The organism is Ornithinibacillus jepli (genome assembly GCF_047228935.1).
Taxonomy (GTDB): Bacteria; Bacillota; Bacilli; order Bacillales; family Amphibacillaceae; genus Ornithinibacillus.
Window position 1 is genome coordinate 57,829 of the sequence record NZ_JBFEGG010000006.1, and the last position, 26,361, is coordinate 84,189.

The 26,361-nt window shown below is 35.9% G+C and carries 29 protein-coding genes, 1 riboswitch and 2 other annotated features; of the genes, 6 read left to right on the plus strand and 23 right to left on the minus strand.

The window, feature by feature from the left end; genetic code table 11:
- Nucleotides 1-155 precede the first annotated feature (155 nt).
- Nucleotides 156-518 (plus strand): winged helix-turn-helix transcriptional regulator, encoded by a 363-nt coding sequence (locus AB1K81_RS16830; RefSeq protein WP_412977842.1) that lies wholly within the window; start codon nt 156-158, stop codon nt 516-518.
- A gap of 141 nt (nt 519-659) precedes the next feature.
- Nucleotides 660-1,310, plus strand: a complete 651-nt coding sequence (locus AB1K81_RS16835; RefSeq protein WP_412977843.1) for a cupin domain-containing protein — start codon at nt 660-662, stop codon at nt 1,308-1,310.
- A gap of 209 nt (nt 1,311-1,519) precedes the next feature.
- Here the strand turns inward: AB1K81_RS16835 and AB1K81_RS16840 are convergent, their stop codons facing one another.
- The 7 genes from AB1K81_RS16840 to AB1K81_RS16870 form a co-directional block, all read right to left on the minus strand.
- Entirely contained in the window at nt 1,520-2,647 is a 1,128-nt protein-coding gene (locus AB1K81_RS16840) for a Ger(x)C family spore germination protein (RefSeq protein WP_412977844.1), read from the minus strand.
- A gap of 2 nt (nt 2,648-2,649) precedes the next feature.
- Nucleotides 2,650-4,095 (minus strand): spore germination protein, encoded by a 1,446-nt coding sequence (locus AB1K81_RS16845; protein WP_412977845.1) that lies wholly within the window; start codon nt 4,093-4,095, stop codon nt 2,650-2,652.
- On the minus strand, nt 4,085-5,170 hold the full coding sequence (locus AB1K81_RS16850; RefSeq protein ID WP_412977846.1) for an endospore germination permease: 1,086 nt from the start codon (nt 5,168-5,170) through the stop codon (nt 4,085-4,087). The genes AB1K81_RS16845 and AB1K81_RS16850 overlap by 11 nt, the downstream gene beginning before the upstream one ends.
- Nucleotides 5,171-5,533: 363 nt before the next feature.
- On the minus strand, nt 5,534-6,736 hold the full coding sequence (locus tag AB1K81_RS16855) for a M20 family metallopeptidase (RefSeq protein WP_412977847.1): 1,203 nt from the start codon (nt 6,734-6,736) through the stop codon (nt 5,534-5,536).
- A 10-nt stretch (nt 6,737-6,746) separates the two neighbouring features.
- A complete protein-coding gene (locus tag AB1K81_RS16860; protein ID WP_412977848.1) occupies nt 6,747-7,604 on the minus strand; it encodes a MetQ/NlpA family ABC transporter substrate-binding protein in 858 nt (285 codons plus the stop codon).
- 55 nt (nt 7,605-7,659) lie between these two features.
- On the minus strand, nt 7,660-8,322 hold the full coding sequence (locus AB1K81_RS16865) for a methionine ABC transporter permease (protein ID WP_412977849.1): 663 nt from the start codon (nt 8,320-8,322) through the stop codon (nt 7,660-7,662).
- Nucleotides 8,312-9,337 carry a methionine ABC transporter ATP-binding protein gene (locus tag AB1K81_RS16870; RefSeq protein ID WP_412977850.1) on the minus strand — a complete coding sequence of 342 codons (1,026 nt, stop codon included), beginning with the start codon at nt 9,335-9,337 and terminating at the stop codon, nt 8,312-8,314. The genes AB1K81_RS16865 and AB1K81_RS16870 overlap by 11 nt, the downstream gene beginning before the upstream one ends.
- A gap of 111 nt (nt 9,338-9,448) precedes the next feature.
- A riboswitch (SAM riboswitch) is annotated at nt 9,449-9,559 on the minus strand.
- 292 nt (nt 9,560-9,851) lie between these two features.
- Here AB1K81_RS16870 and AB1K81_RS16875 point away from each other — a divergent pair.
- Complete coding sequence (locus tag AB1K81_RS16875; protein ID WP_412977851.1) at nt 9,852-10,355, plus strand: hypothetical protein; 504 nt, start codon at nt 9,852-9,854, stop codon at nt 10,353-10,355.
- Between the two features lie 69 nt (nt 10,356-10,424).
- Here AB1K81_RS16875 and AB1K81_RS16880 read toward each other — a convergent pair whose 3' ends face one another.
- From AB1K81_RS16880 to AB1K81_RS16920, 9 genes are all read right to left on the minus strand, one after another.
- Nucleotides 10,425-10,991, minus strand: coding sequence for a DUF4256 domain-containing protein (locus tag AB1K81_RS16880; RefSeq protein ID WP_412977852.1), 567 nt, complete (start codon nt 10,989-10,991; stop codon nt 10,425-10,427).
- Between the two features lie 103 nt (nt 10,992-11,094).
- The gene (locus AB1K81_RS16885; protein ID WP_412977853.1) at nt 11,095-12,333 is read right to left on the minus strand and encodes an MFS transporter; all 1,239 of its coding nucleotides are present in this window, start codon (nt 12,331-12,333) and stop codon (nt 11,095-11,097) included.
- Between the two features lie 60 nt (nt 12,334-12,393).
- Nucleotides 12,394-12,654: a binding site (T-box leader), on the minus strand.
- A 78-nt stretch (nt 12,655-12,732) separates the two neighbouring features.
- Nucleotides 12,733-13,578, minus strand: coding sequence for an AraC family transcriptional regulator (locus AB1K81_RS16890; RefSeq protein WP_412977854.1), 846 nt, complete (start codon nt 13,576-13,578; stop codon nt 12,733-12,735).
- A 182-nt stretch (nt 13,579-13,760) separates the two neighbouring features.
- Nucleotides 13,761-14,231, minus strand: coding sequence for a hypothetical protein (locus tag AB1K81_RS16895; RefSeq protein ID WP_412977855.1), 471 nt, complete (start codon nt 14,229-14,231; stop codon nt 13,761-13,763).
- A gap of 170 nt (nt 14,232-14,401) precedes the next feature.
- A complete protein-coding gene (locus AB1K81_RS16900) occupies nt 14,402-14,728 on the minus strand; it encodes a YciI family protein (protein ID WP_412977856.1) in 327 nt (108 codons plus the stop codon).
- Nucleotides 14,729-14,748: 20 nt separating this feature from the next.
- Nucleotides 14,749-15,222: a GNAT family N-acetyltransferase gene (locus tag AB1K81_RS16905; protein WP_412977857.1), complete on the minus strand. Its 474-nt coding sequence runs from the start codon at nt 15,220-15,222 to the stop codon at nt 14,749-14,751.
- Between the two features lie 153 nt (nt 15,223-15,375).
- Nucleotides 15,376-15,711 (minus strand): hypothetical protein, encoded by a 336-nt coding sequence (locus AB1K81_RS16910; protein WP_412977858.1) that lies wholly within the window; start codon nt 15,709-15,711, stop codon nt 15,376-15,378.
- Between the two features lie 259 nt (nt 15,712-15,970).
- Nucleotides 15,971-17,185, minus strand: a complete 1,215-nt coding sequence (gene tyrS / locus AB1K81_RS16915) for a tyrosine--tRNA ligase (protein ID WP_412977859.1) — start codon at nt 17,183-17,185, stop codon at nt 15,971-15,973.
- Between the two features lie 85 nt (nt 17,186-17,270).
- Nucleotides 17,271-17,523, minus strand: a binding site (T-box leader).
- Between the two features lie 121 nt (nt 17,524-17,644).
- On the minus strand, nt 17,645-18,256 hold the full coding sequence (locus tag AB1K81_RS16920; RefSeq protein WP_412977860.1) for a CGNR zinc finger domain-containing protein: 612 nt from the start codon (nt 18,254-18,256) through the stop codon (nt 17,645-17,647).
- Between the two features lie 114 nt (nt 18,257-18,370).
- On the opposite strand from AB1K81_RS16920, the gene AB1K81_RS16925 reads away from it, so the two are divergent.
- Nucleotides 18,371-18,844 (plus strand): hypothetical protein, encoded by a 474-nt coding sequence (locus AB1K81_RS16925; RefSeq protein WP_412977861.1) that lies wholly within the window; start codon nt 18,371-18,373, stop codon nt 18,842-18,844.
- Between the two features lie 121 nt (nt 18,845-18,965).
- Here the strand turns inward: AB1K81_RS16925 and AB1K81_RS16930 are convergent, their stop codons facing one another.
- On the minus strand, nt 18,966-19,904 hold the full coding sequence (locus AB1K81_RS16930) for a helix-turn-helix transcriptional regulator (RefSeq protein WP_412977862.1): 939 nt from the start codon (nt 19,902-19,904) through the stop codon (nt 18,966-18,968).
- A 111-nt stretch (nt 19,905-20,015) separates the two neighbouring features.
- Here AB1K81_RS16930 and AB1K81_RS16935 point away from each other — a divergent pair, with 111 nt between their 5' ends.
- Nucleotides 20,016-20,621, plus strand: coding sequence for a DJ-1/PfpI family protein (locus tag AB1K81_RS16935; RefSeq protein ID WP_412977863.1), 606 nt, complete (start codon nt 20,016-20,018; stop codon nt 20,619-20,621).
- A gap of 109 nt (nt 20,622-20,730) precedes the next feature.
- Here the strand turns inward: AB1K81_RS16935 and AB1K81_RS16940 are convergent, their stop codons facing one another.
- From AB1K81_RS16940 to AB1K81_RS16960, 5 genes are all read right to left on the minus strand, one after another.
- Nucleotides 20,731-21,513 (minus strand): alpha/beta fold hydrolase, encoded by a 783-nt coding sequence (locus tag AB1K81_RS16940; RefSeq protein ID WP_412977864.1) that lies wholly within the window; start codon nt 21,511-21,513, stop codon nt 20,731-20,733.
- A 109-nt stretch (nt 21,514-21,622) separates the two neighbouring features.
- Nucleotides 21,623-22,258 (minus strand): Vat family streptogramin A O-acetyltransferase, encoded by a 636-nt coding sequence (locus tag AB1K81_RS16945; RefSeq protein ID WP_412977865.1) that lies wholly within the window; start codon nt 22,256-22,258, stop codon nt 21,623-21,625.
- A gap of 131 nt (nt 22,259-22,389) precedes the next feature.
- Nucleotides 22,390-23,286 carry a hypothetical protein gene (locus AB1K81_RS16950; RefSeq protein ID WP_412977866.1) on the minus strand — a complete coding sequence of 299 codons (897 nt, stop codon included), beginning with the start codon at nt 23,284-23,286 and terminating at the stop codon, nt 22,390-22,392.
- A gap of 133 nt (nt 23,287-23,419) precedes the next feature.
- The gene (locus tag AB1K81_RS16955; protein ID WP_412977867.1) at nt 23,420-23,914 is read right to left on the minus strand and encodes a DinB family protein; all 495 of its coding nucleotides are present in this window, start codon (nt 23,912-23,914) and stop codon (nt 23,420-23,422) included.
- Between the two features lie 218 nt (nt 23,915-24,132).
- Nucleotides 24,133-25,008 carry a class I SAM-dependent methyltransferase gene (locus AB1K81_RS16960; protein WP_412977868.1) on the minus strand — a complete coding sequence of 292 codons (876 nt, stop codon included), beginning with the start codon at nt 25,006-25,008 and terminating at the stop codon, nt 24,133-24,135.
- Nucleotides 25,009-25,318: 310 nt separating this feature from the next.
- Between AB1K81_RS16960 and AB1K81_RS16965 the strand changes: the two genes are divergently transcribed.
- Entirely contained in the window at nt 25,319-25,783 is a 465-nt protein-coding gene (locus tag AB1K81_RS16965) for a hypothetical protein (RefSeq protein ID WP_412977869.1), read from the plus strand.
- 185 nt (nt 25,784-25,968) lie between these two features.
- Here the strand turns inward: AB1K81_RS16965 and AB1K81_RS16970 are convergent, their stop codons facing one another.
- Nucleotides 25,969-26,295 (minus strand): antibiotic biosynthesis monooxygenase family protein, encoded by a 327-nt coding sequence (locus AB1K81_RS16970; RefSeq protein WP_412977870.1) that lies wholly within the window; start codon nt 26,293-26,295, stop codon nt 25,969-25,971.
- Nucleotides 26,296-26,361: the final 66 nt, after the last annotated feature.

A 26,361-nucleotide genomic window follows, 5' to 3' on the forward strand; every position in this document is an offset into this window, starting at 1 on the left:
CTACCAATTAAAATGAAAAAAGTATAGTTGAATTCGCCGGCAAATGTTATTATGTGATAAGTGGTTCAAAAAGGGAAGTACGCACTTTAAAGTGATATAAGTACTTTTTAGTTATATAGGTACTTTTTAGTGCCTATGAATTTGGAGGCGTTACTATGGAAAAAAAGAAATACAATATATCTGTTGAAGCAACATTAGAAGTAATTGGCGGAAAGTGGAAGACCGTCATCCTTTGCCATCTTACCCATGGGAAAAGACGAACAAGTGAATTGAAGCGATTGATGCCTAATATCACACAAAAAATGTTGACACAACAGCTTCGTGAGCTAGAGGCAGACGGGGTTATTGAGCGGATTGTTTATAATCAAGTACCACCAAAAGTAGAATATCAATTAAGTGAATATGGGAAAAGCTTAGAAGCCATTTTAAGCTCGTTATGTACATGGGGTGAAAATCATCTCATCAAGGTGTATGGCGATATATCGGAAGTGTTAGAAGAAAACAGTTTAAACCATTAATTTTCTACTTTTATATTGAGTTAAAAGGGAAGTCCTTATGAATTTTACCAACTATAGGCAGATGTGCACGAAATGGAAGATAATGCATATCGTATTACTATAACGCTTGTAGTGGGCGAATATCATAGAGGTGATTAACGAATGTCTTCAAAACTTGATTACACTTCCCCTTCAACTCAATTTAGCTTTGACGTAAATAAAAGTACGTTATTTAAAAAAGACAACCAAAACTACATTAACATCTTAGGCATACAACAATTAAACTCGCTTGAAAATGTCTCATTATTAGACATTTTCCTAGGCACTAATAATGTAGTTGAACCACATTATCATCAAAATGCGGCAGAGCTAGTATACTGTATTTCCGGATCTGCCACGGTCTCTATCCTCAATCCTTTTACAAAGGAAATTCAAAATTACACCATTACACCTGGACAGGTTGCAAATGTTCCTCAAGGCTGGTGGCATTATGAGGTGGCTTTAGTTGATGATACGCACCTGTTAGCCATTTTCGATGCACCAACTCCAGAAGTGATTTTAGGCTCCGATATCTTAAAATTTACTCCTGCTTCCATCATGTCCCATACTTATTGCATTGATAAAAACTTATGGCAACAAGCAACCGCACCGGTGAAACCTACTACCTATATCGGACCATATAAAGATTGCAACGGACAACAGGAACATACCCAATATCAACAAAAGACTACACCATATAATCAACCAAGACAAACACAAAACTATCAACCTATTACGTATATTCCATATCCATATTACTGGGGCAATCCATAAAATTTAGAACGGATTAAAAAACCAAATCGGACTTGTCATTTTGTGAAGCAACACGTGGGAAATCGCGTTGATCTGCACGAGAATAAATAATCGCCTAATCCATTATACCAGGATAGTGATAAGTAATAGAGTCATCCCCACCTCCCGTACCTTGAGCCATATAAGATAAATAGGGTATCCAATAATAGGACACCCTATTTTGTATATAATTACTTTTTAACCCCCATGCTTTTCAATAAAAATGTAACATTAACGTGTAAAGAGTCTTTAGTAAAAGAATATTCCCCAAGCTTATTAGGAGTTACCCTTTTATGAAACACTTTGTTTCTAATATTATAAATATCAATACTATGATCTATTCCAATTTGATATGTAGTCTCTATTTCATTCTCCATTTGTTTCGAAACTAACTCCATAACTTCCTCAGGATTCAGATTTTCCTCTAGTCCCTTTACCATTCCTGAAGCCTGAACAGTTATATCCACCCGAATATTCTTTCCATTTATTTCAACACTAGTATTTGTTAATAGTTGTTCCACTTCAACTGTACCTACAATACTTTCTTCATCCTTTATATCTATGGTACTTCTTTCTGTATTATTTTGTGTCCATCTAAGTCCTACCACATCATCAAAGGATAACCAACCTTTGTACTTACCTTCTGATACAGCATGAACACCATTTATCTCCAGAACATTCTTTTCTAATGTTTCTTCGGTTGCCTGCCTCCAACTCGATGTGTTCACTTGAAGCGACGGTATAAGTCCAGTTCCTCCTGGCTCGCTATAAATAGATATAAACTTATGCAATCGAACTGGCTCTATATATGAATAGCTTTTAAATAAATCTAAAGGACGATACAATATAGTATACACTGGTGGTAGCTGAAAAAAGCCCGATGTACTTAATATATCCTCTATGGATTCCTTTGTTCCAAATACCCATGGTGTATAACGAAATTCACCATTTTTACTTAAAGATAGTTCCACTTCCTCTATTCCTCGCTCAAGAACTGATTCTGTATATATAATTGCTCCAATATGAGACCAATCTATACTTAGTTGTGAAGTTCGATAAATCTCGTCTATCGCTATATTGAACGTCTCTCCTTCTCCTCTCCCAATAAATAACGGAGATGGTTGGCTAGTTTTAACCTCCTGCTTGGCAACATTAGAAAAATCTAATAGCTGAACATAAACGATATATCGATTATCTTTATAATCTATCGCTAATGTAACCGGATAATTAACCTCTCCAATATTTTTTTCATCCCAGCAGCCCATCACAACAACTAACATACCACCTATACAAAGGAGTTTTATAAAACGATTTACCATTGTTATGAATCTCCTTGTCTATCACGATCTATCGTTTTTAGCATCCTTGAGCGCATATTTTGTTTTACTGCTGGAAATCGAAATAGAGTCTTAGCAAAATCCTTTCGAACGAATGGAGATACCGGACTTAAATAAGGTATTCCAAACGACTCCAGTTTAGCGAGGTACCCAAGAACGAAAAAGAGACTAATAAAAAATCCAAACATCCCCAAAATAGCCGTAATCAAAATGGAGAAATATCGTATGATGGAGACAGAGCCAAACAATGCTTGATTTCCTAGTGAAAATGTCGCGACCGCCGTTATAGCAGCAACTACTAACATCGTAGGAGAAGTCAAACCTGCACGGATAGCTGCATCCCCAACGATTAATCCTCCAACCACAGCAACGGTTTGACCAACCGGTTTAGGTAATCTAATACCCGCTTCACGAAATAACTCAAATAATGTAATCATTAATAATAACTCTATTGCCGTATTAAATGGAATTCCTAATCTTGCTGACGCTATTGTAGCTAATAACGGGAATGGAATTTGATCCACGTTATATGCTGATAAAGCTAACCAAAAGCCCGGCAGAAATAAAGATAGTAACAATCCCATTAGTCTTAATAAGTATTCAAACGTAGCATAATAGTAAGGCACATGTACATCCTCAGAGGTATTAAGGAATAATCCTAAATTTCCAGGGGCAACAAGTACATTGGGCACATTATCGATAAAAATCACAAATCTCCCTCTAACTAAACTACTCGCTACACCATCCGGCCGTGAATAAGCACCCAGCAAAGGAAAAAGAGGATATTTGGAATCACCTAACTCTCCCAACAATTGATTGTCACTGATTAGCATATCAATATTAATACTTTCTAAACGTTTCGTTACTTCTTGAATGTATGCTTCATTTTCAATGTCATAAATATAAGCTAAATAAACCTTTGTTTGGCTTCGTTTACCGATGTTAAACGATTTGATAACAAGGGAATTAGTTTTAAGGCGTTTTCGTACTAATGCAACATTTGTACTTATATCCTCGACAAATCCATCTCTCGGTCCACGTAACGAAACCTCCGCATTGGATTCCTCCGGTGAACGTTTAGGTGGATTAGATGTATTATAAAAATAAATAGATTCGTCTATAAAGATTGCGGTTAAGCCATTAAATATATTTTCAGTAATAACTTGATCAGCATGAAGTTCATTCCTCTTTAGACTCAGTGTACAATTTAATAACACGTCACTATTTTTATTATAATAGTAGCTATTTTGAATACTTGGGAGGATACTTTCTCGTAAAATATTATTATCCATAAGGCCATTACAATAGACAACTATCATTAGTTTACTTTTATTCGGATTAAAGAGTTGGTGCTCCTCAATTGTAATATCAGAAGAATCATGAAATAGGTTTTTAATGTAAGTTTTTGTTGCCTCAATATTATTTCTCAATCATGGCCCTCCTCTTTGATATTCTTACAAGCAATGTTAAAAAAATGATCATCGTTACACCAACTATACAACTAAAAGCATAATAATAATTGCTTAAAAAAGTAACAAATCCTTCATCTGAAATGGAAGATATCGTGAAGGTTAAATAAATCATACATATAAATACTTGAATATAAAGCCGCATTCTCTTCTTCTTTATTTCTAATACATGTGTGATGAGGTATAAAAATATCGCTAGCCTAATAAGATGACCCGATGTCCACTGGTAAATGGATAAAAAATCAAGATGATTAAAGTAAGTACCAATCCCTAAAATTCTCCATTGGAAAAAAGAAGGATAACTGAGTTCTTTTGCTTCTTCAATGCCAAATATAGCTATAGTCCCAAGTAACGGACCCATCGTCAATATAATTAAAAACGTAATAAGAAGAATATAATGTCTCCGTAACACTTTCTTTGAAATCTGGTTTTGAATTAGTATGATAAAAAGAATTTCTATATTTGACCCTAATACATATAATGCCCCGTACCATACATCGCTCCAACTATTCTCAACTAATATTGGTGTTACTAACTGGTAGTTTTTATCAGGAATAGTCCCAATGGCAACAAACACACCGAAGAGGATAACTAATGGTAGTAAAACACCCGCACAAATCGCAATAGTATTTAATTTTCCATATGAAATATATAACGAGGCTAATAATAAACATATAGCAATTATTATGATCGGTGTATTAAATAGAAATGTTTCATTTACCCAATACGTGGTCTCTCTTAACGATATCCATCCCGCTACCATTAAATGAATAACAAAAAAAGTCGCTATCATCCTACCCAGAAAACGCGAATAGGTAGTAGAAAGCCACGAAATGAAGGATTCGTTTAAAAAATGGCTCGATATGTAGAAAATCGGAAGTGAGATTAATAAAGTTGCGAGATAACCAATGATTATACTAATCCAGGCATCCCTTCCTGAGGCATTAAGTAATAATGGAGTGATAATGACATGATTATTTAACCCCGTGCTTAGAAGAAAAATAGTAAAGAGTTGCGGAATTGTAATCTTTGCCATAGTGTACCCCCGAAATCCAATCATTCGCCTACTTCGTTTTTAGTATCAATTAATTCAATCGTTTTATACTCCATGTAGACGAAATCCTATACCTCTTTTCCTAAAGATAGAAATCTAGGGTTGAAAATTATTATGCTACTAAACGAACAAAAGCTCTATCCTCTACCACCACCCAAGTGAGGGCTAATCCTTTGGGATATCTTTCTCTTCTATCATCGTGCCATTCAGTATGGACAATGCAGTCGACTTTTTCACCAACCTATTCCACATATTCCTATCCACCATATTGGGAGAACAACTCCTAACTTATACGTCAAAAAAGGGCATCCATAGAAGGATACCCTATTTTTTGTTTAATCATGTTCAATTTTTCTTTGTCTTAGCTTCTTCAAAAGCTTCCTTCGCTCGTTTTAATAAATTACTGTCCGTTAACAGTCGGTATCCAGTGTTCGCAAGCACTTTTGCCCCTTTAATAAGAGCCGCGTCACCTTCTTTTGATTTAGCTGCTTCTCTAAATTCATTTGTATGTCCTATCAAATCATCCGGACCTATTTTAATGTGAGGATGAGCAGTTGGTACTTCGTAACTTATGTTTCCGGCATCGGTTGAGCCTTTCCCTTTTCCTTTTTCAGTCCAGACCACCTCTCCTACTGCTTCCAACTCTTCTTTTAATACATTATCCAAAACAGAGTTCAATACGAAGTCTTTAACTTCATTTTGGAATCGTTCAACTTTAACAGTTGCACCAGTTGCAAGCCCCGCACCTTCTGCTATAGCACGTACCTTATTAGATACTTCCTCTGTTTTACTCCATGATTCAGCACGAATATAGAATCTAGCAGATGCATATTCCGGTATAATATTTGGTGCATCTCCCCCGTGGGTAATAATTCCATGAATTCGCACATCAGTCGGAAGCTGCTGGCGTAATGCGTTAATTCCATTAAACAGTAGAATAACAGCGTCTAGAGCATTAATTCCTTTTTCCGGTGAACCAGATGCATGGGCAGATTTCCCGTAAAAGTGAAAATCAAGTGGATCAACAGCTAATGAATCGCCTGTGAGGGATGTTTTCCCTGATGGATGGATCATTAACGCAGCATCAATCCCGTTAAGATAACCATGCTTAACAAAGCTACCCTTTGCACTACCATTTGGCCCGCCCTCTTCTGCAGGTGTTCCTAGTACAACCACTTTTCCGCCTGTTTCAGCTAGCGTTTCAGCAAGCGCTATACCTGCAGCTACACTAGTCGTACCGATAATGTTATGACCACAAGCATGGCCTAAGCCTGGCAGTGCATCATACTCCGCAAGAAAGGCAATTGCTGGACCCGGTTTCCCACTATCCTTCACAGCGTAGAAAGATGTCTCATGTCCAGCAATAGCTGTTTCTACCTTAAATCCAGCATTAGTCAAAATCTCTACATGTTTTTTACTTGCAAAAAACTCCTGATTGCCTATTTCTGGATTCGCATGAATCGCCTGACTCGTTTCAATATACAGCTCTTTGTTTGACTCAATGGATTTTTGAATTAATTCCACACCCGCTAACGTTTTACTCAACATACTCTCCTCCTTATAGTCCTCCAAATTGTTCTAGCAACTCATCCTTCGATAAATCAACCACAATAGAACCACCATTTGTATCTGCTTCTACCGCTTTTACTACATCCTCTTCATGATATAGTTCCACAATCTTCTGATAAACTTCATTATCTTGATCTCTAGAACGTGCAGCGAAGATGTTCACATAAGGTATTGCATTCGGGTCATTCGCATCTTCTAAGTAAATCGGATCTTTCACAGGGTCAAACCCCGCTTGACCAGCAACACCATTATTAATAACAGATGCCGCTACATCAGGTAATACACGTGGTGTTTGTTGTGCAACGATTGGTAGGATTTCTAAGTTTTTTGGATTATCCACTATTTTACTTGGGTCACCAAATAGGCCAAAGTCGTCCGCTAACGTAATTAAACCTGCTGATTCCAATAATTTCAGTGCACGTGCTTGGTTAGAAGGATCATCCGGAATCGCAATCTTGTCACCTTCTTTAATTTCATTAACATCACTCAACTTCTCTGAATATAATCCCATTGGCGCAATGACAGTAGCCCCGATTGGTACTAAATCAAGATTGTTCTCTTCATTAAATTGAGCTAGAAACGCGATATGCTGGAACGAATTGATATCGATATCTCCGTTTGCTAACGCTTGGTTCGGTAAAGTATAGTCAGAGAACTCCACTAGTTCAATTTCAATACCTTCTGCTTTTGCCTTCTCTTTTAAAATCGGCCAAACTTCACCATCTGTACCAGTTACACCAATCTTAACTACCACATCATCCCCACTGTCTGAAGTGGTATCACTTCCACAGGCTACCAATGTACTTACCGCAATTAACACAACTAAAATACTAAACCATTTCTTCATCATTCTATCTCCTCTTTTTGTAGTTAAATAATGTAATAGTCTTATAACGTGTTGCTTATCGCCTCATAATCTTTCTCGATAGCGTATTCCCAATCCACTGTGCAAACTGTACTAGAAGAATAAGTATAATGACAGTAACGAGCATGACACTTCCATCAAATCGTTGGTATCCATATGTCATCGCTACGTGACCTAAGCCGCCACCACCAACTGTACCTGCCATTGCGGAGAAGTCGATTAAGCTAACTGTCACAAAAGTCAAACCTAGAATAAGTGGCCCAAGTGCCTCTGGAATTAACACAGTGAATATTATTCGTAATGGACTTGCCCCCATTGCCTTTGCCGCTTCAATCACTCCAGAATCAATGCTAACTAAGTTGTTCTCTACTACTCTCGCTATCCCAAATGCTGAAGCAATCGTCATTGGAAATATAGCTGCCCACGTTCCAATAGTTGTCCCGACTACTGCTCTTGTTAATGGACTAATTGCTACTAGGAAAATGATAAACGGGATTGGACGAATAATATTAATCAAGACATTCAGTAGATTAAATACAATTTTATTTTCTAGAATATTTCCTGTTCTCGTCACAAATAATAGTAAACCTATTATTATACCAAGAATTGATCCTAGAATCAAGGTCATGACAACCATTAAAATTGTCTCACCAGTGGATTCCACTATCCGTGGCCAAAACGTACTCCAATCAACCTTCATTAACCTTCACCTCCTCTACAATGACATCTCTCGTTAACTCGGAAAGAACCGAAGAAATATTTTCCTCTTCCCCTTCAAACGATACAAGCAGATTTCCATATAATTTCTCCTGAAGCTCTCGAACAGACCCATACACGATATTGACATCTACCCCAAATTTCCTTGTCACACGAGAGAGGACGGGATCACTAGCAATTTCACCTTTAAAGATAACGCGATATAAATGTTTTCCACCCTTGTTCTTCCATTCTTCCAACAAGGTAGCCGACGGTCTATCCTGCTGAACGGATTGGATAAATCGTTGTGTAGTCAGATGCTGCGGATTCGTAAATACATTAAATACAGAGTCCGTTTCAATCACTTCTCCATTCTCCATTACCGCTACCTTGTCACAAATCTCTTGTATAACATGCATTTCATGTGTAATTAGTAATATCGTAATTCCCAGTTCTTTATTTACCTTTTTAAGAAGGCGAAGGATTTCACTTGTTGTATCCGGGTCTAGCGCCGATGTTGCCTCGTCACAGATTAAGATATTAGGTGAAGTAGCAAGCGCTCTTGCAATCCCCACCCGCTGCTTTTGACCACCTGATAATTGTTCAGGGTAATCCTTTGCCTTATCAGTAAGACCTACAAAGCTAAGTAGCTCATTGACTCTTGTATCGATATCCTTTTTAGACCAACCTGCAAGTTTCAATGGATATGCTACATTCCCCGCAACGGTTCTAGAAGCAAATAAATTAAAATTTTGAAAAATCATCCCGATTCCACTTCTTAGCTTTCTCACTTCTTTTTGGGAAAGTGTTCCGATATTTACACCGTTCACTTCAATTTCACCAGTCGTAGGAGTTTCCAATAGGTTTACCAGACGTAATAAAGTACTTTTTCCAGCTCCACTAAAACCAATAATTCCAAATATCTCGCCTTTTTGAATGGAAAGCGAAACATCTTTAACGGCATTTACTTCTCGATTGCCAATTTTAAACGTTTTTGATATATTCCGAAATTCAATCATATACTTGACTCACTCCTGTCTTGAAATTTATGTAAAAAGGAAAAAGACCTTCCTTTTTTCTTATCCAAAAGAAAAAAGGAAGGTCTCAAAATATAAATTGAAACGACTTCCTTCTCATCTTTCAAATGTGAAACATTTGCAGGAATTGGCACAGTGTTAATTTACATTAACCCGCTGCCGAGACGTCATAGGGCCTGATCCCTCGGTCTCTCTGGATAAGAAGAAAATTCTTAATTTATGTAGTTGTAAGTTTATGATACATACTATAGTGCCTATTTAAACATATGTCAATCATTTTTTTAAAATTACTTTTTTGTACGTTTTTACATTCCTTCATAGCTAAAGGGTTATTTTGCTCACAAATCCCACAATATTACAAGTCTAGAAATCATGTAAAATTACATGCTAAAATAATGAAATCAGTGTGTAGAGATATTGGTCCAATACTTGACCAAAAATATATGTCGCAAGATACGTCTACCATCTGAAATTTTAATTTCGGAGGGTAAAAAATATGTATAAGGAAGATAGATTACCTCAAAGTCCAAAGGAAGGCATTATATTTTTATTAATTATTTCCATCATTTCCGTTAACACGATTGCACCCATTATCATAGGTATGGAACTCGGATTTAGTAAGGAAAATTATTTGGAGACTCTAAAAATTATTCCAATCATGTGGATTATTGTTGTCTTATTGGTGAAATTCGTTGCTGGTCCGTTAGTAGGTCAACTAATGCCAAAATTCGTAGGAAAAACCGATGGATTTAATGCGAGAGTATTATTAACGATTTTATTGAATGTGACTGTATTATCATTACTTCTAACTATTATCGGAAACTGGGTTGGTACAAAAGAAATAAGTCTTTTGCCTTTTCAAAACTTCTTTCCAAGTTGGTTTAGAAACTTTGGTGTAGCATTTTGGATTGAGTTAGTAATCGCTCAACCTATAGCAAGACTTGCAATGAAGAAAATCCATGCTTCCCAGAGACGTAAAGCTACGTTAGTAAATCAGTAATGTACTATTAGCAAGGGGAGAAATCCAAATGGATTCCGCCCCTTCATTTTAATCACGCCTATAAACTACTTAAACCCTAAGTGAGCCTCGGAATCCCCTGGAACCATAGTAAGAATCCGCACCATTATGATAGACAAAAACATGACCAAAACGATAATCACAAAACAACGCCCCACCAAGCGCTCGAATGTCAGACGGTGTTTTCACCCAGGTCGACGTTTTCTTATCAAACGTCTCCAGTTTCTGTAATTCTCGATATTCTTCCTCTGTTAAAATTTCAATTCCCATATCAGCCGCCATATCGATAGCACTATTTTCTGGCTTATGCTTTTTCCTTGCTTCTAGAGCCGCTCGATCGTAACAGAGACTTCTTCGCCCCTTAGGACTTTCCGGAGAACAATCATAAAAGATGTATTCATCCTTTTCTTCATCATACCCGACCACATCTGGCTCACCGCCAGTTCTTTCCATTTCATGGAGTGACCATAGCTTTTCTGGATTTGCCTCTAGCTTTGCTTGAACATGAGCCCAATCAAGCCCCTCGTGACGATGCTTATGTTTTATAAATCTAGCTTCTAATACTTTGATTAATCCTTCTCGTTGTTCAGATGACAATTCTTTACTTCCACTTGTCATAATATTTTCCTCCTTTTATCAGGCTATCTTTCCCGCTAATAACTCCTCGTTTAACCCATTGTAATCGCTAGAACGAGGTTGGTAAAATGTGTATTTCTCTCGTTCATGATGCCGCTTCATAATATTTGCGCTTAGTCGGTGCTAAACTTATACATAATAATGCTATGGTTAGTATCAACATAAAAATGGCTCCCAAGGCTACTAGTAACTTAATTGATAATACTTGTGCTCCTATAGCAAATAGAGAAGTAAGAACAATGACTAACAATGCCTCCAGAAACCCGTATATACTGCTAATTCGGGCAATAACCTCAACCGGAATGTTGTTTTGGTAAAAAGTATAAAAGCCCGTATTGGCAAAGGCAAGAGAAAATGCTAATACAAAAAAGCCTACCGTAGCCATGGTGAAATTACTAGAGAAAGCAAAAATCATATACCCTACTGATACCATTACCGAACCAGAACCAATAAGGAAGTGAACTGCTAATCCTTTCGTGAATATCACATTGAACAATGACCCTATTAAAATACCCGCCCCAGCAATACTTACAAGAAATCCATACTCACTATCTGACAGCGAAATAACTTCTTTAGAAAATGCAACCTCCAACGAGTCCACCGCTGACTGAAGGACAACGAATGTACTAAATAAAAAGTAAACCGACATCACATACAAATTGCGACCACTAAACCGTAACACTATTTTCCAATCTTCTTTTATTACGCTAAAAGATAGTTTTTGATTAGATACTTGGTTCAGCGAATTGTTCTTCTCAACATTAGGCATCCATAAGGTGACGAGAGCGGAAAGGAAAAGCGATATCGCATTAATAATAATCGCATAAATTGGTGTACCTAATAAAAATAATAACCCAGTTATTGCCGGGCCGAGTAAAAACGCACCAGAATCTAACAGACTTCTTAACGAATTAAAGCGTTGCCTTTGTTCTTGTGGAATTAATCTAGTTATATAACTAATAGAAGTTGGGTGATATAACGAACCGACAATATTAATTAAAAATACTAGCAAATAGATTGCCCATAATGTATTAGTTAAAAATGCTAAACAAGTAATAAACATACCTTGTGTAATGTCCAATGCTATCATTAGGTGCTTTTTATTTACACGATCAACGACACTTCCACCCCATAGATTCGCAAATAACGTAGCCAATGGTTTTATAATATACAGTGCAGATACCGCAAGAGGAGAACCAGTCATATTAAATACGATTATGTTTAACGCAATAAAGTATATCCAAGAACCAACACTCGAAATTCCGATTCCAAATAAAAGAATAGAAGGATACTTCCAATAATCTACTATTTTTCTAAACGCCATAATTAAGCCTCCTCCAAATTATTTATGACAACAAAAAAATCCCACCCCCAAGACATTAGCCTTGGGGACGAGATTTTGAATAATTTATATTCGCGGTGCCACCCCAGTTTGTTAATATGTCACCATATTAACCTCTTTAAGTACGGCAGAAATCTGCTTATACTCTAGCTCTATAACAGGAGCTCCCGTCACGCCATCATGCTTCAATCCAACGTGATACTCTGAGACTTGCTTCCATGAAATAAGTGCATACTCCTTTTCAGCTTCTGGAGCTCTCTGTCATGATTTAATTTCATGTACTCTTCTCTTCATCGTGATTCGCTATATAATTTTTTTATATTCTATCACCTTAGAAACTTATATACAACATCTTCTTACTCATTCTAGTCCAAATATCCATTATTTAGAAACAATTGGAACCCACAGCTCATGTCTAGGCTTATGCTTTGGTGGGTAATAGCATTCAATACAAGGGAAATCGGCTAGTTCATATCCTGAAGTCGGTAACCATTCCGAATACAAACGTTTCCATGCTTCCACTATATTGGGGATTACTGCCCAAGTACTGTGAGATACCATTATACACTCCATATCAGTTGGTGCCTCTCCGTCATAACGAACACCCATAAAATATGTAAATTCTTCGTCCATAATAGCCGCTTCTTTCCCGCAAACTCCTAATAAGCTTTCAAGCGTACATTTTGGATTTTCCCATGACATGTCAATCAGTTTCTGCATAAATCCATCCTTTTTAGCAGTATTCCATAGTGTAGGGATTGTTTTAAATGCCTTACTTGTTTTCACAGGCTCACCCTTCCCTACAATTCTTAATTCAAAATCCAGGTTCTCTATTCTATACTCCATCTCCGTATCCCCTTTTATTGATAGTTGAAATGAGATTCTTGGATAGGCCTTTAATTGCTCTCCGTTATTACGAGCTTCTGATGGCTTTATTCCAAGTGTTTTTTGAAAAGCACGTGAAAAAGAATCTGAAGAATCATAGCCATATTTAATAGCTAAATCGATAATTCTAATGTCACTCTTTTGTAATTCAAAAGCAGCAACGGTTAAACGCCTACGTCTGATGTATTCCGATAGCGATATACCTGATATCGCTGAGAACATTCTTGGAAAATGATATTGAGAGCAAAGCGCAATTTTTGCTAGTTTTTTGTAATCAATTTCATCATCGAGATTCTCCTCAATATAATCTAGCGCTCGATTCATTCTTTCTAGCCAATCCATTATCTCACTCCTTTCATTACCTAATATACGAGAAAATGGATTCCTACTTCCGACTTTGCATGCACAAAAATGTCGGGTAATTTAATATTAATTCTATTTTGTATAGGAATATTCCTTCTTTCAATTCCTTTAACTTTTTTCTAAACATTAAAATAGACCAGATCCCATTGGATCCAGCCTTTTTAGTTAAAACTTCCTTTACTCATCGATACCTTTTCACTTATATATTGGAATCCATATAAAAATGATGCTAGTACTAAAAACACATACATTAACTCTAACTTCTTCATACGTACCAAAGATGCAATACCCATTTTATTTAGAATAGGCTCTAGTATATATGTAAATAAAAAGTGTGCCGATAAATTCAAGCCAAAATATTTAATTAATTTTCCATAGGAATATTTCAAAAACCAAAAAGAGCTTACAAAGAACGGCCCCCAAACAAAAGGAAATGAACCTGATACAAAAGGATGGATTTTGGTATACCACCACCATCTTCTCTTTTTCGCTATAACATTAACGCACCGTACTAATATCGCCATAAATAGCGATGCAGGTAAAAAGCGTTTTATGGATTTTTTGCCTATAAATAAAAGGGAGAGCCAAGAAAACATCATCATGAAAATTAAAAGCTGTTTCGAATTTTTCATGTAGCAACCTCCAGATTTTTCAAATAAGAATAATCTTCCCCTTTATTAGTTAAATTATGAGGAAATTGAATTATATTTTGTATCGGTGAATGTCCTTTAAACAGTAAAAAAACCGATGTCCCAAGGGGTATCGGTTTTTTGAGGTCAATAATTTTTTCCGGCTAACAAGACTAACTTTTTTCTTTAACATTGTCTTGAGTTTGAGGTATATCTATTAACCAATTATTTTCTTCATTTGCTTCGATCAATTCATTTATCTCATACGAATCATAATAACCCTCTTTTATAAATGGATCAGCCTCCACTAAGCGTTTCGCCTCATTGATCGTCTCACAGTTTAAAATTTGTATTGCTTTATCATTATCTTTAAATGGTCCACATAAAAGTAGTTTAGATTGATAGTTTAATGTTGTCAGGTGCTCCACATGTTTAAGTAATAATGCCTCTGTTAACATACCCTTCTTCTTATCCTTTAAAATAGCTACAAATTTTTGCATATGTTTCCTCCATATCTATGTTAACTTAGAGTAAGAATGAACTCCTCGACTTCTCCGCCACGCGCATTGGAGAAACCCTTGTCCTCACCAGTAATTATGAATCCACACTTCTCAAGTACTTTAAGAGATCCAATATTGTCTTTTGCTGCACGTGCATGAAGGGGGCGAATGGTAATAACTTTTAGAAACTCTTGTAGTGCATTAGTGGCGATACCCTTCCCCCAATAATCCTTACCAATCCAATAACTAACCTCTGTTTCTCCAAATTGCTCAAAGCAGGAAATATGACCAACCACATTATTTTCAACCATGATTGATTGCTTAACGATATCCTTATTCGCCAAAATATTAGACCAGTGTGATAGGAAGCTATTCCAATCACTAGGATCTTTGCTAGTAAAGGCAGCCATATGATTAGCTTCAGGATTCTGTTGGTGCTTGAAAAATATAGGAAGGTCATCCCTTTCCACATTCCGAAGTAGTATGTTACTCATCAAACTCCCCCTTTCTATCATTCCATATTAACAAACATATGTTCTTATGTATATATTTTCAGAACAATTAATTATTGTGAAATTCTTGATAACAGCAGGAGCAGGTTAGAATTCGACACTAAAAAATATTTCTAAAAATTATACCTCGTACCCTTATTCAGGTTTAATGAAATCTAATTGTTTAGTAGTAGAAATCAATGTGATTTCATAATCGTCCTTTGTATAAACCACAGAAGCACCTAATCTCTCCCCTTTTGTCCAACCATTTACTTTCAGTACCATTTCATATGAGAATGGTATGCCATTTTCCTCGGATGCCCTTGACCAATTATAACTTTCCACTTTCTCATCTTTTCGCGTAAGTTCTGCATTTTTAGGTACTGGAAACCCATATAAATTGTCAGATGGCTCGTAAAGAAATAGGGTTATTAGACAGTAGGAAGTACCGATTGTTAATATAGCTGTTAACCACCAGATCTTTTTCTTCATTCCCCTCACTTCTTTCTATAAAAAATAACTAGAGACGCTTATGCTATTATAAAAGCAACTTATTTCTTATTAGTTCATTCTCACATTTTCTAATGAAACCAAGTAATTCTGGTTCAACATTAGCTCCTATTTCCTCTAGGACTCCATTTATATAATATCATAATATTCGAAAAATAATACCCAAAAGAAAAAGGTGACACTATGTTCACCTTAGAATCGTTAATCTCTAAAGTTGAATAAGCGCTCACTAAATCATCGTCTATTTAATGAAACGTAAAAATCGCTTTTTCCCAACTTGTAAGACTTCATTATTCTGTAATATACGCCCTAAATCATCTTCAGTTATTTTTTCTTTATTGAGTTTAACACCATTCTGTCTAACTAAACGTAAAAATTCGCTTTTACTTTTTACAAGTCCCTTGTTTATTAACTGAGGAATGATAGCTTCCATTGTATCTGTCCCAACTTCTATTAGTAATTCTGGGATATCATCTGGTATTTCTTTTTTACGAAATGCCGTTTCAAAGTATGCTATCGCCTTATTCGTTTCTTCCTCTCCCCAATATAGGTTTGTAATAATTTTAGCCAATTCAAGCTTAATATCTCTTGGATTAACTCCCTTTTCAAGACGTTTTTTAATCGTTTCTATTTCATTCGGATGCTCATCGGTTGCTAACTCAAAGTACTTAATAATTAGGTTATCAGGTACTTCCATGACCTTTTTAAACATCACTTCTGCTGATTCATTTACTCCGATATAATTTCCGAGGCTTTTACTCATTTTCTCTACACCATCAAGACCTTCCAGTAATGGCATAAAAATTGCAATTTGCTTTTCTAATCCCCAATGCTTCTGAAGTGTACGCCCCATTAGAATATTAAATGTTTGATCTGTACCACCTAATTCAATATCTGCTTCTATTTCTACAGAATCGTACGCTTGCATTAGCGGGTAGAAGAATTCGTGAATACCAATTGGTACTTGATTTTCATATCTCTTTTGGAAATCATCACGTTCTAGTATTCTTGCAACAGAGGTTGTTGCTGCTAGTTTAATGACTTCCTCAAATGTTAATTTTGATAACCATTCACTGTTAAAGCGGACAGTTGTTTTTTCTGAATCTAACACTTTAAAGATTTGTTCAAAGTATGTTTTTGCATTTACTTTAACCTGCTCGTCACTTAATGCTACTCGGCCTTTTGCTTTTCCAGTCGGATCCCCTATACGGCCCGTAAAATCACCGATAATGATGACTACCCTATGACCTAAATCTTGCATCTGTTTAATTTTCCTTAATACAACTGCATGACCTACGTGAATATCAGGTGCTGAAGGATCAAGTCCTAATTTAATAGTAAGCGGAGTCTGTAACTGGTATGACTTCTCTAATTTAGCCAGTAATTCTTCCTCGTTTACTACTTCTTGAACACCTTTCATAATAATCTTTAGTTGTTCTTCTGGTTTTACTAACATACTAACATCTCCTTGAAATATTATTTCTAATATTGCAAGTTCTATAAGAAACAAAGGATAAAAAAAAACGCCCCTTTGGATTAACCAAAAGGACGATTCATCTCGTGTTACCACCTTTAATTCATAAGTAACTCACATTACTTATCTTCGTAAGTACGGTCGTTTGACGATACTTTAGCACATGATTACGGGTGCTAAACCGGTGTAGTCTACTAAGGAAATCCTTTTCGATACACAGCTCCAAGATGTATTCACAATCGTTCAACATGCACCTCTCATCAACCGGTCACTTTCTGTCTGTTTACATGATTGCTACTCTTTCTTTTCATAGCCTTTGTTCTTATACTCCGAAATGTTTACAACAAATCTTCGTTATGCAGATATTAACTACTTATTTTATCTATATTTCAGAACTTGTCAATACAAATTGTTCTTATTCAACTACCCTGCCTAGTATGGTCACTTTTCTTTTTGGTAAAATCGGCGTGCTTTGGCACGATTACCGCAATCGGCCATTGAACACCAACGGCGACTCCGGTTCCTGCTCGTATCAAAGAATAACCATCCACACGCATCTCCCTCACATTGTTTGACTCGTCCCAGATCATTTTTGGAAACGAGCAAATCAACTGCAGATTGCAAAATCGGAGGGAGCATAATGTCTAAGTTTCTCTCGGTATGCTTGAACTTCAAAGTGTAATGATGGTTTTCATGGATTACTTGCAAAGCTTGATAGAAGTGACTCACAAAATCATTGAAACGTTCTAGGTCTAGCGGGTTAGGAGATATTTCCTTTGGAATGGACTTGAAAATTCGATACATGACTTCCCGCATTTCGATTGCCTGCTTCAGAACTTCTCCCGCTTCTGAAGGTTTCTCCTTCGCATTTAATAGAATGGTTCTTGCTTGTTGTCCGGTCAAGACTTCTGCATGGATGCACCAGTCAACCAATTTGTCATAACTAGTAAACCAATCCCGCCTTTTTTCATCACTTTCCCGCCAACTAACAGTATTGATGAAATCCATACACATACGTTCTCCGACCATCATATAAGCGTTCGTTTCCGACATAATCAAAACTCCTTTACTATAACCATCATAATACATATTGACAGTTAGACACAACCAGGTTAAAATATAACCACCTAAATTAGTTTTGCAGGTTAAAAAATAGGAGGTACTGAGATGGATAATCAGATGTTGGTAGCTGTTAGAACATTGCTGGAAGAAACCTATGATGGACCGGAAGAAAACGCAAGCTGGTACACAGAAGCAAAACCCGGTAGTGGTTTATTTGGAACACTTGAAAAATTATCTGCAGAAGAAGCTTCGATACCTGTCAATGGTACGACAATCTCCGCACAAACGGATCATACCCGCTATTACTTATGGGTTGTGAATTCCTACTTAAATGGTGAAGAACCCAGTAAGGACTGGGAAGCGTCATGGAAAATTACAAGCGTTGATAAAATCACATGGGCCAAAATTAATGAAGAACTTCAACAAGCATACACAACACTACTTAAAAAAATTGATTCACTTGACTCCTTAGAGGAACAGACATCGAATAGTCTGTTAGGTGCTATCGCTCACTCCGCCTACCATCTTGGTTCGATACGACAGATGATAAAAGCAATCAAAAACCCAAAACAATCCTAAACAATAAAAATAGCTCCAAGGAAATATTCCTTGGAGCTCATTAAACTGATAGCTAAAGCAATAGTTAGGTTAAATAAGGATTACGGAAAAGAGTACCCACGAATGACTATATAATAGTCGCCTATTCCAAATCACGGTATAATTCACTCAATACTAAAATTTTCTTCTTTATTACATTTCTTAACTCTATAGGTTCAACTACTTTTGCATGCTTTCCCATTTGTATGAAATAATCAGCCAAAAAGTCTATTTCTGTTTCACTTATGGAACCTTTTATGATTCCATAACCTTTACTATCGATTGATATTTGATAATAAAGTGAAACACTAGATTTATATTTTTCTACTCCTTCTGGTGTTACTTCCACATTAAGCTCATACTCTCTTTTTGTTGTTAAATTAGTAATAATATCACATAAGTTGGTTTCTTTTAGATTCAACTTGTCATTTCTTACACTTAATCCGACATCGGATATTCGGTCGCAACGAAAAAGTCTAAATTCCTTCCTAAGATAACAATATGATGGACAATACCATCTTCCATACTGAGAAAATAACCCCACTGGTTGAATTTCTCTTTTAACCCCCAAATAAGTAATCCAAAGTGCATTATTTTCAATTGCAGCCATAAATAGCTCTTTTAATAGGGGACTTTCTTTACTCTGGTTATCTATTTTAAAATCAATTTTATTTTTGATTAGATCAATTTCTTCTTTCATCTTTCCATTTAAGTTTAAATAGAATTTTTTTATTATTGAATTATATTCAGACTCAAAGGGAAGGCTAATAAAATGTCTTAAAGACAAAAGAGCAAAAAAGATAGAGAAAGTTTCCTCCTTTGTAAAAGATACAGCAAGTAGATTTTTTTCTTCCAAGACCTGATATCCTCCATTAGCTCCTACTGCAGAAGTTAATGGAACTCCTAAAATACTTAGTTCTTCCAAATCCCTAAGAATCGTTCTTCTTGAAACATTAAATTCTTTTGCTAAATCATCTACCTTAAACTTCTTGACCCGATTAATATACAGCCTTAATTCATTTAATCTAATCGCCTTACTCAAAATTTTTTGCCCCTTTTTGTAATTGTGTCATTACTTGTCACTATTACATTATATACTGAAGACAGGATCAAATTAATAGAATTTTTTTAATTTAATTAGGAGGAATTTAGAATGAATCAATTTGAGAAAAAAGAGATTTTAATTGTAGTTTTAGAGGAATTTGCTGATTGGGAAATGTCTTATGTAGCAGCTTTTTTAAATAGTACAGACAAGTACATCACTAAGATCGTTGGCGTAAGTGAGGGAGTTATAAAGTCAATCGGTGGGTTAAACGTGCTTCCAGATTATACTATAAATAATATTCCTGAAACCTTTAGTGGTTTAATTCTAATTGGAGGGAACTCATGGCGCAAACCACTAAGCAATAACGTCATTCCATTAGTGGAAAAGGCACTTACTATGGATATTCCAGTAGGGGCAATATGTGATGCAACTGTTTTTATGGGTGCTAATGGATGGTTAAATGAAATAAAGCATACGAGTAATGAACTTAATGATTTGAAAACATATGCAAAAGAAAACTACAGAAATGAAATACATTATGTACTAGAACAAGCAGTGTCGGACGGAAAAATTGTGACCGCAAACGGAACAGCTTCATTAGAATTTACAAAAGAAATGCTTGAATTATTAGAAGCATATCCTCAGGAGCATATTAATCAACTTTATAACTTCCATAAATTGGGCTACTACGAAGCAGAAAAGACAATTTCATAAATTCAACTGTTCAAAATGCACATATTCCTTAGGTTAGGAATATGTGCATTTTACCTTTACAATAATTAATTTTGACTTCTTCAACTATACCGTGAATAAGTAAATATATTCATCCAATAATTTGCCTTAATAGTTGGTTAAACTTGTCACGTTCCTCCCAGAAAGGACCATGACCACTGTAATGAAACGGTACAAGTTGTGAATGTTTTATAGTCTGGTGGAGTTCATGAGCTTGGGAAAATGGAATAACTTTGTCTTGAACGCCATGAACTATTACGGTTGGGACAAGTATTTTTTGCAAATCTCCATATAGCGTCTCATCTCTTAATGTAATGATAATCGCTGCTGTTGACCACCCTGCTGCTTGTAAGCCCAATTGAAAGAACCACTCAGAGAAAGAAGTAGTTATATATTGAAAGAAAAAGTTATCTGTCACTTCTCGCATCATCTTAGGACGGTTATTTAACGCTTGAGTAAGGAATTTAGTCGCTGTTTCTGTAGTAAAACCTGTAGGAGCTGCAGCATCAACTAAGACAAGATTAGCCACGCCATAACCATTATGTCGGGACATATAGCGAATCGCAATAGCTCCACCTGTAGAGTGGCCCACAAGAGTGAAATTATCTAATTGAAGTTCTTCAACTACTATCCGTATATCATCAGCCAATCGGTCAAAATTGTAACCACTTATTGGCTTATCCGACTTCCCAAATCCTCTCCAGTCAATTCCGATACAGCGGTAACCCATAAAGGGGAGAACATCAAATTGATATTCAAACTGTTTATGACTTAACGGCCAACCATGTAAAAACACTATCGTCTTACTACCCTTGGGATTTATATCTTCAATATATAACTTTACACCTGATTCTACACTAACATAGTATCCCATACTGATCCCCCCTGAAGATGAGATGACTTTACCGATAGGATATTCATGTTGGTAAAAATAGGTGCACACCTAATATTCACTCAAGAATTAATAATAATAGCTACATCAACTATTTTATTTTCATAATTTTGGTCAAATCCCCACTACATAAAATCTCAAGATTATCAAAAATTTTACGTGCTGGCCAATCCCACCATCTAATAGTAAGGAGATAATCAATGAGTTCATCATCAAATCTTTTCTTAATCGTTTTGCAGGGGTTTCCACCTGCAATATGGTAAGCGGGAATATCTTTAACCACTACAGAATTGGCTGCAATGATTGCTCCATCACCAATATGTACACCAGGCATTACGGTGACATTTTGACCAATCCATACATCATTTCCAATTACAGTATCGCCTTTTAGGGGTAAGTCTAATAAAGTTGGCGTCGATTTCTCCCAACCATTGCCCATAATGTTGAAGGGATAGGTAGTAACACTGGACATTCTATGGTTTGCACCATTCATGACAAATTCAATCCCCTTTGCAATGGCACAAAACTTTCCAATAATCAATTTGTCACCTATAAATTCATAGTGATGTGTTACATGCTCCTCAAACTTTTCAGCACCATTTATATCGTCATAGTATGTGTAGTCACCGACGGTAATATTTGGGCGTGTTATAACGTTTTTTATATAGCAAATACTTTTAATTGCTTCATTTGGGTAAATTGCATTTGGATCAGGTCCATATTGCATAAAAAAACCTCCTTCGTGTTAAATAAATGAAAGTACCTTCTTTTACCTAAAAGATTACCTTTTTTAAGAGCGAAATAATTATTACGTGAACAAACACAAGTAAAAAATGTATTGTGGAGAAATTATTCTTCCTACACTTTTTTCTCCTCTTTCTTGAACCCACAAAAATCAGATAGTCCGTAAAATATCTCTAAACTTCTTATAGGGTTGGCCTTTCCTTCTTCGCTTTTTAACGTGTCTATAGCAATTTGAGCCCTACGATGAAGTTGGTTTATAAAGCCACCACCAAATCCATGGCAACCTCTCGCTAATGCCCAACCAAATACTACGCATTTGTTTCTTCTTACATTCGTTGCTTTCATTCTAGAAGACTGTCTCCACGCCCATAATGTTGCTAGATGAATTAGATATTCAATATCCTCAATCCACTCCTCAGGGGGATTGAGAGTGAAACCTTCACTCTCTAGCATCTCCTTTAGCTCGACGGCAGTTAATACGTGTGACCCATTCATTAGGTCATAACCCATTACATCCCTTATAGCTGCAATATTTAAAAATGGATCCATATAATTGGGTGTTGTTTTCCAGAATTCATGATCCATAGCGGTAGCATGAGATGGAAGAACGAGCTCGGTTGTAATGAGGTCCTTTTTTGTTAGCATTGGAAACTTAGTAATACTGTTTTTGTTTATCTTGCTAATGTGGTCGACATACTCTAGCCAATAACCACTCTCATCCTCAATCGATAAGTTCCTCATCATTGGTTTTAATTCGTAAAACAGCTTGACTACTTGTTTATGAACATCACTCGTTGCGAATGCGGTTTTCACACTTCCTGAAAACTTTTGCTTATTGTTTAAACTAATGGCAATTGATTCACTCTTTGGGTGGGGAGTAACAACGATTCTTGCGGAATCTTTTTCGTTAATATTCCAACTGTGATTCCGTGCAAATGTTTCAATAAATTCAATGATCTTATGTTGATTTTGAGTTAGTGCAGTTCCTTCAAAATGGATGGTAACACCCAAACAAATCACTCCCGCTTATGAAAAATTTTTCATAGATTTCACCAATTCAATAAATCTATTTTTTTAAGACATAAAGTAATAGAATATAGACTTTCCCCCTATATCGGTATACGGTAAAGTTAATGAAGCGTTTTTAAACGCCGTGTGTCCCTTGCCAAGCACCTTGCAATTTACTTAAGAGCACAATTTGCCCAATATGATAGGCACCATGCATTGCTAAACTCTTTAGTTCAAGCACTAAGGAATTATCCTCTCCTGGTACCTCTCTATACAAATCGTCATGATCTGATTTTGCTAGTATTTTTCCAAGTTCACGATGAACATAGAAGTATTCTTGTTTTGTTTCCTTCCAATTTTGAGGCGTCTCAGTTGGTAAACGAAATGTAGATTTATTATTTTCTGCCTGTGGTTCATTCTCTGTGTCACCAAGAAATCGCATCAGAAATCTCTTTTCATAGAAAAGCAAATGACAAACTAATTCCCAAATGGAATTCATTTCCCTCTCTGCCGGTTTCCAGATCGCCTGTTCAAACATAATATTTTCTAGAACTCTTTCAAGTGGTGGAAACCAGTCCTCTTCATCTAAGCAACTTACCCATTGTTGTAATAAAAGTGTCTTCACATCCATTTTCTAATCCCTCCAATTTAATCTTTTTAATCATTAATCCCTTTGGTTCTAATTCATTAGCGGATGGTTGGTAATTAGCTATTACACTGGATGTCACTATCGTTCTAAAAATTATGACAAAGTTAAAAACAATGGCCTACCCCCTCCATAACCTCTATTCCCTCTTCCTACACACAAATAATTAGGAAGTAGTGCCTTCTTCGGTAAGCTCACTACAATTATTCAATTTCTCCAAACGTGATTTTCATGCTGGGAGCGTAAAGTAAAGAGGAATCCATGTTGAATACTTCTGAAAACAGCAGTTCAGCCTCAAACTGTTCCTCAGCCTCCTTAACTGTGACACCTCGTTTTTGCAAGCTTTCTATAAACTGATCTTTATTCACCAGTTCTCCACCTACTCCGTCTTCTTTGAGCGAATGAAACAATTTTTGTTTATCTTGCTGATTCATATCAGGATGTAGGAAATTAACCTTATCACTAACACGGCACTCAATGTTTTTTACACCCAATTCAGATAGATATTGAGGTACTCTTGCTCCAATATTTCCATTTTTACCACTTTTGTTTGCACTCTCTTCAAATAATCTCTGTAGAATACCAAGTGGAACAACCTGTGATTGTTCATACCCTTCCAGTTCGTATGATGACATTCCTGAAATCCAATGTGGTTCAAAACAAATAATTTTTCCATTGTTAACAACCGAATCTATCATTTTTTGCAGCATTCTTTTGGGTTCGGACATGTGTAATAAAAAGGCATGGCAAACAGCAATGTCATACTTTCTCTCTAATTCTATCTCATCTGTATCTGCTACGAAGAATTCCGCTTCATATGGAAGGTTATGAAAATATTCTTTCGCCTTATTAATCAATTGTTGTCCCTTATCTACCCCTGTATATTTAGAACCTTTTGGTAAAAAAGGTAGTAATTTAAGTCCTAAATACCCATATCCACAACCAAAATCAATTATATGTACTGGTTTCGTAATCTTCCAAACTCTACTTACTAAAAACTCTAAATAGTCATCGTTATAATATAAATCCCTTGTTCTTTTAAGATATTCCAGTTGGGTATCCCAATAATACACTTCCATTTAAGCACTCCTATCTTAAAAATCTATACGAACTTTGTAGCGATAATACTGTTTATCCTGTAAATAATATTCTAAATTTTATATGTATTTTACCATAATTATTCAATTCCTATCTCAAATAGTTTCTCAACAATTAAAGTTATCTAATGTAACCTTATATATAGTAAAGAGCTCTTAAAAGGACAAAACGTAAGAGTAAATTCATTATTAAATTGTGCAATTTAAAAATTTTACCAAAAAAAGAAGGAGATTATTGTCGAAATATAGAATATCTTGTAGAACTTATTTTATATTAGGAGGAAATGTTAGTATGGAGAATGCAGGAAAGAATTTAAGCTTGCCAATTGTCGGCGCCTTATTAGCGGCTATAATTGGTGGTGCGGTTTGGGCAGGTATTGCTATCGTATCAGATTATGAAATAGGGATTGTTGCCTGGGCAATTGGGGGATTATCTGGGTATTTAGTATACTATCTCTCAAAGGGAGAGGTAGCGGTTTCCCATCAGGTCATTGCTGTAGTGGGAAGTCTAATCGGAATATTACTCGGAAAATATTTCATTCTAGGCTATTACATTAACGATAGTATTTCTGGTATTTTCCAAGGGGAATCTATTTCACTATTTGTAGACAATATTTCGGTATTATTTGGTGGTATGGATATCATTTTTGTATTATTAGCAGTTGCAACTGCATGGCAATTACCAGCACAGCTTAGTCAAAAATCTAGATCCAAGAACCCAACATCAGAGCCAGCGCAAGAATCTGCAGCAGAATAGTACATGTAAAGAACCTTCGACTTTTCAGTTTTGAGTGGAACTCATTTCTGGATTTCGGAGGTTTTTGGCATTTCTTTACCAAATATAATAGAAGAAAAATAATCGTTTATCTGAGTTTCTTTATCACTCTAAAAAAGCCATTTCTAAAATGGCTTTTAACGCATTGTACCCGTTATTAAAATAATTTACATTTCAAAATAAGAATCTCTTTCAACTTTACAAACCCGCACAGTATAATTTTTATACCATTCCTTTTTACCTTTTTCTTGAGCTACTTTATGGACTGAATGTTCTTTCCAACTCTTGATAGCATCTAAAGATTCCCAGTATGAAATAGTAATACCTAACTCATGATCTCTTGCACTTTCAATACCTAAAAATCCTGGTTGTTTTGAAGCCAACTCTCCCATTGCTTGTGCCATTTCCCCATAGCCATTGTCGCCTTCCGTTCTTTGTGAAGTAAATAGGACTGCATAATATGGTGGTTGTGGTTTATTAGCATTACTATTCATACACTAAATCCCCCATTTAGTTATAGAAATTACCTTTCTTAGTGTCATTTTACTATAATCTATTAC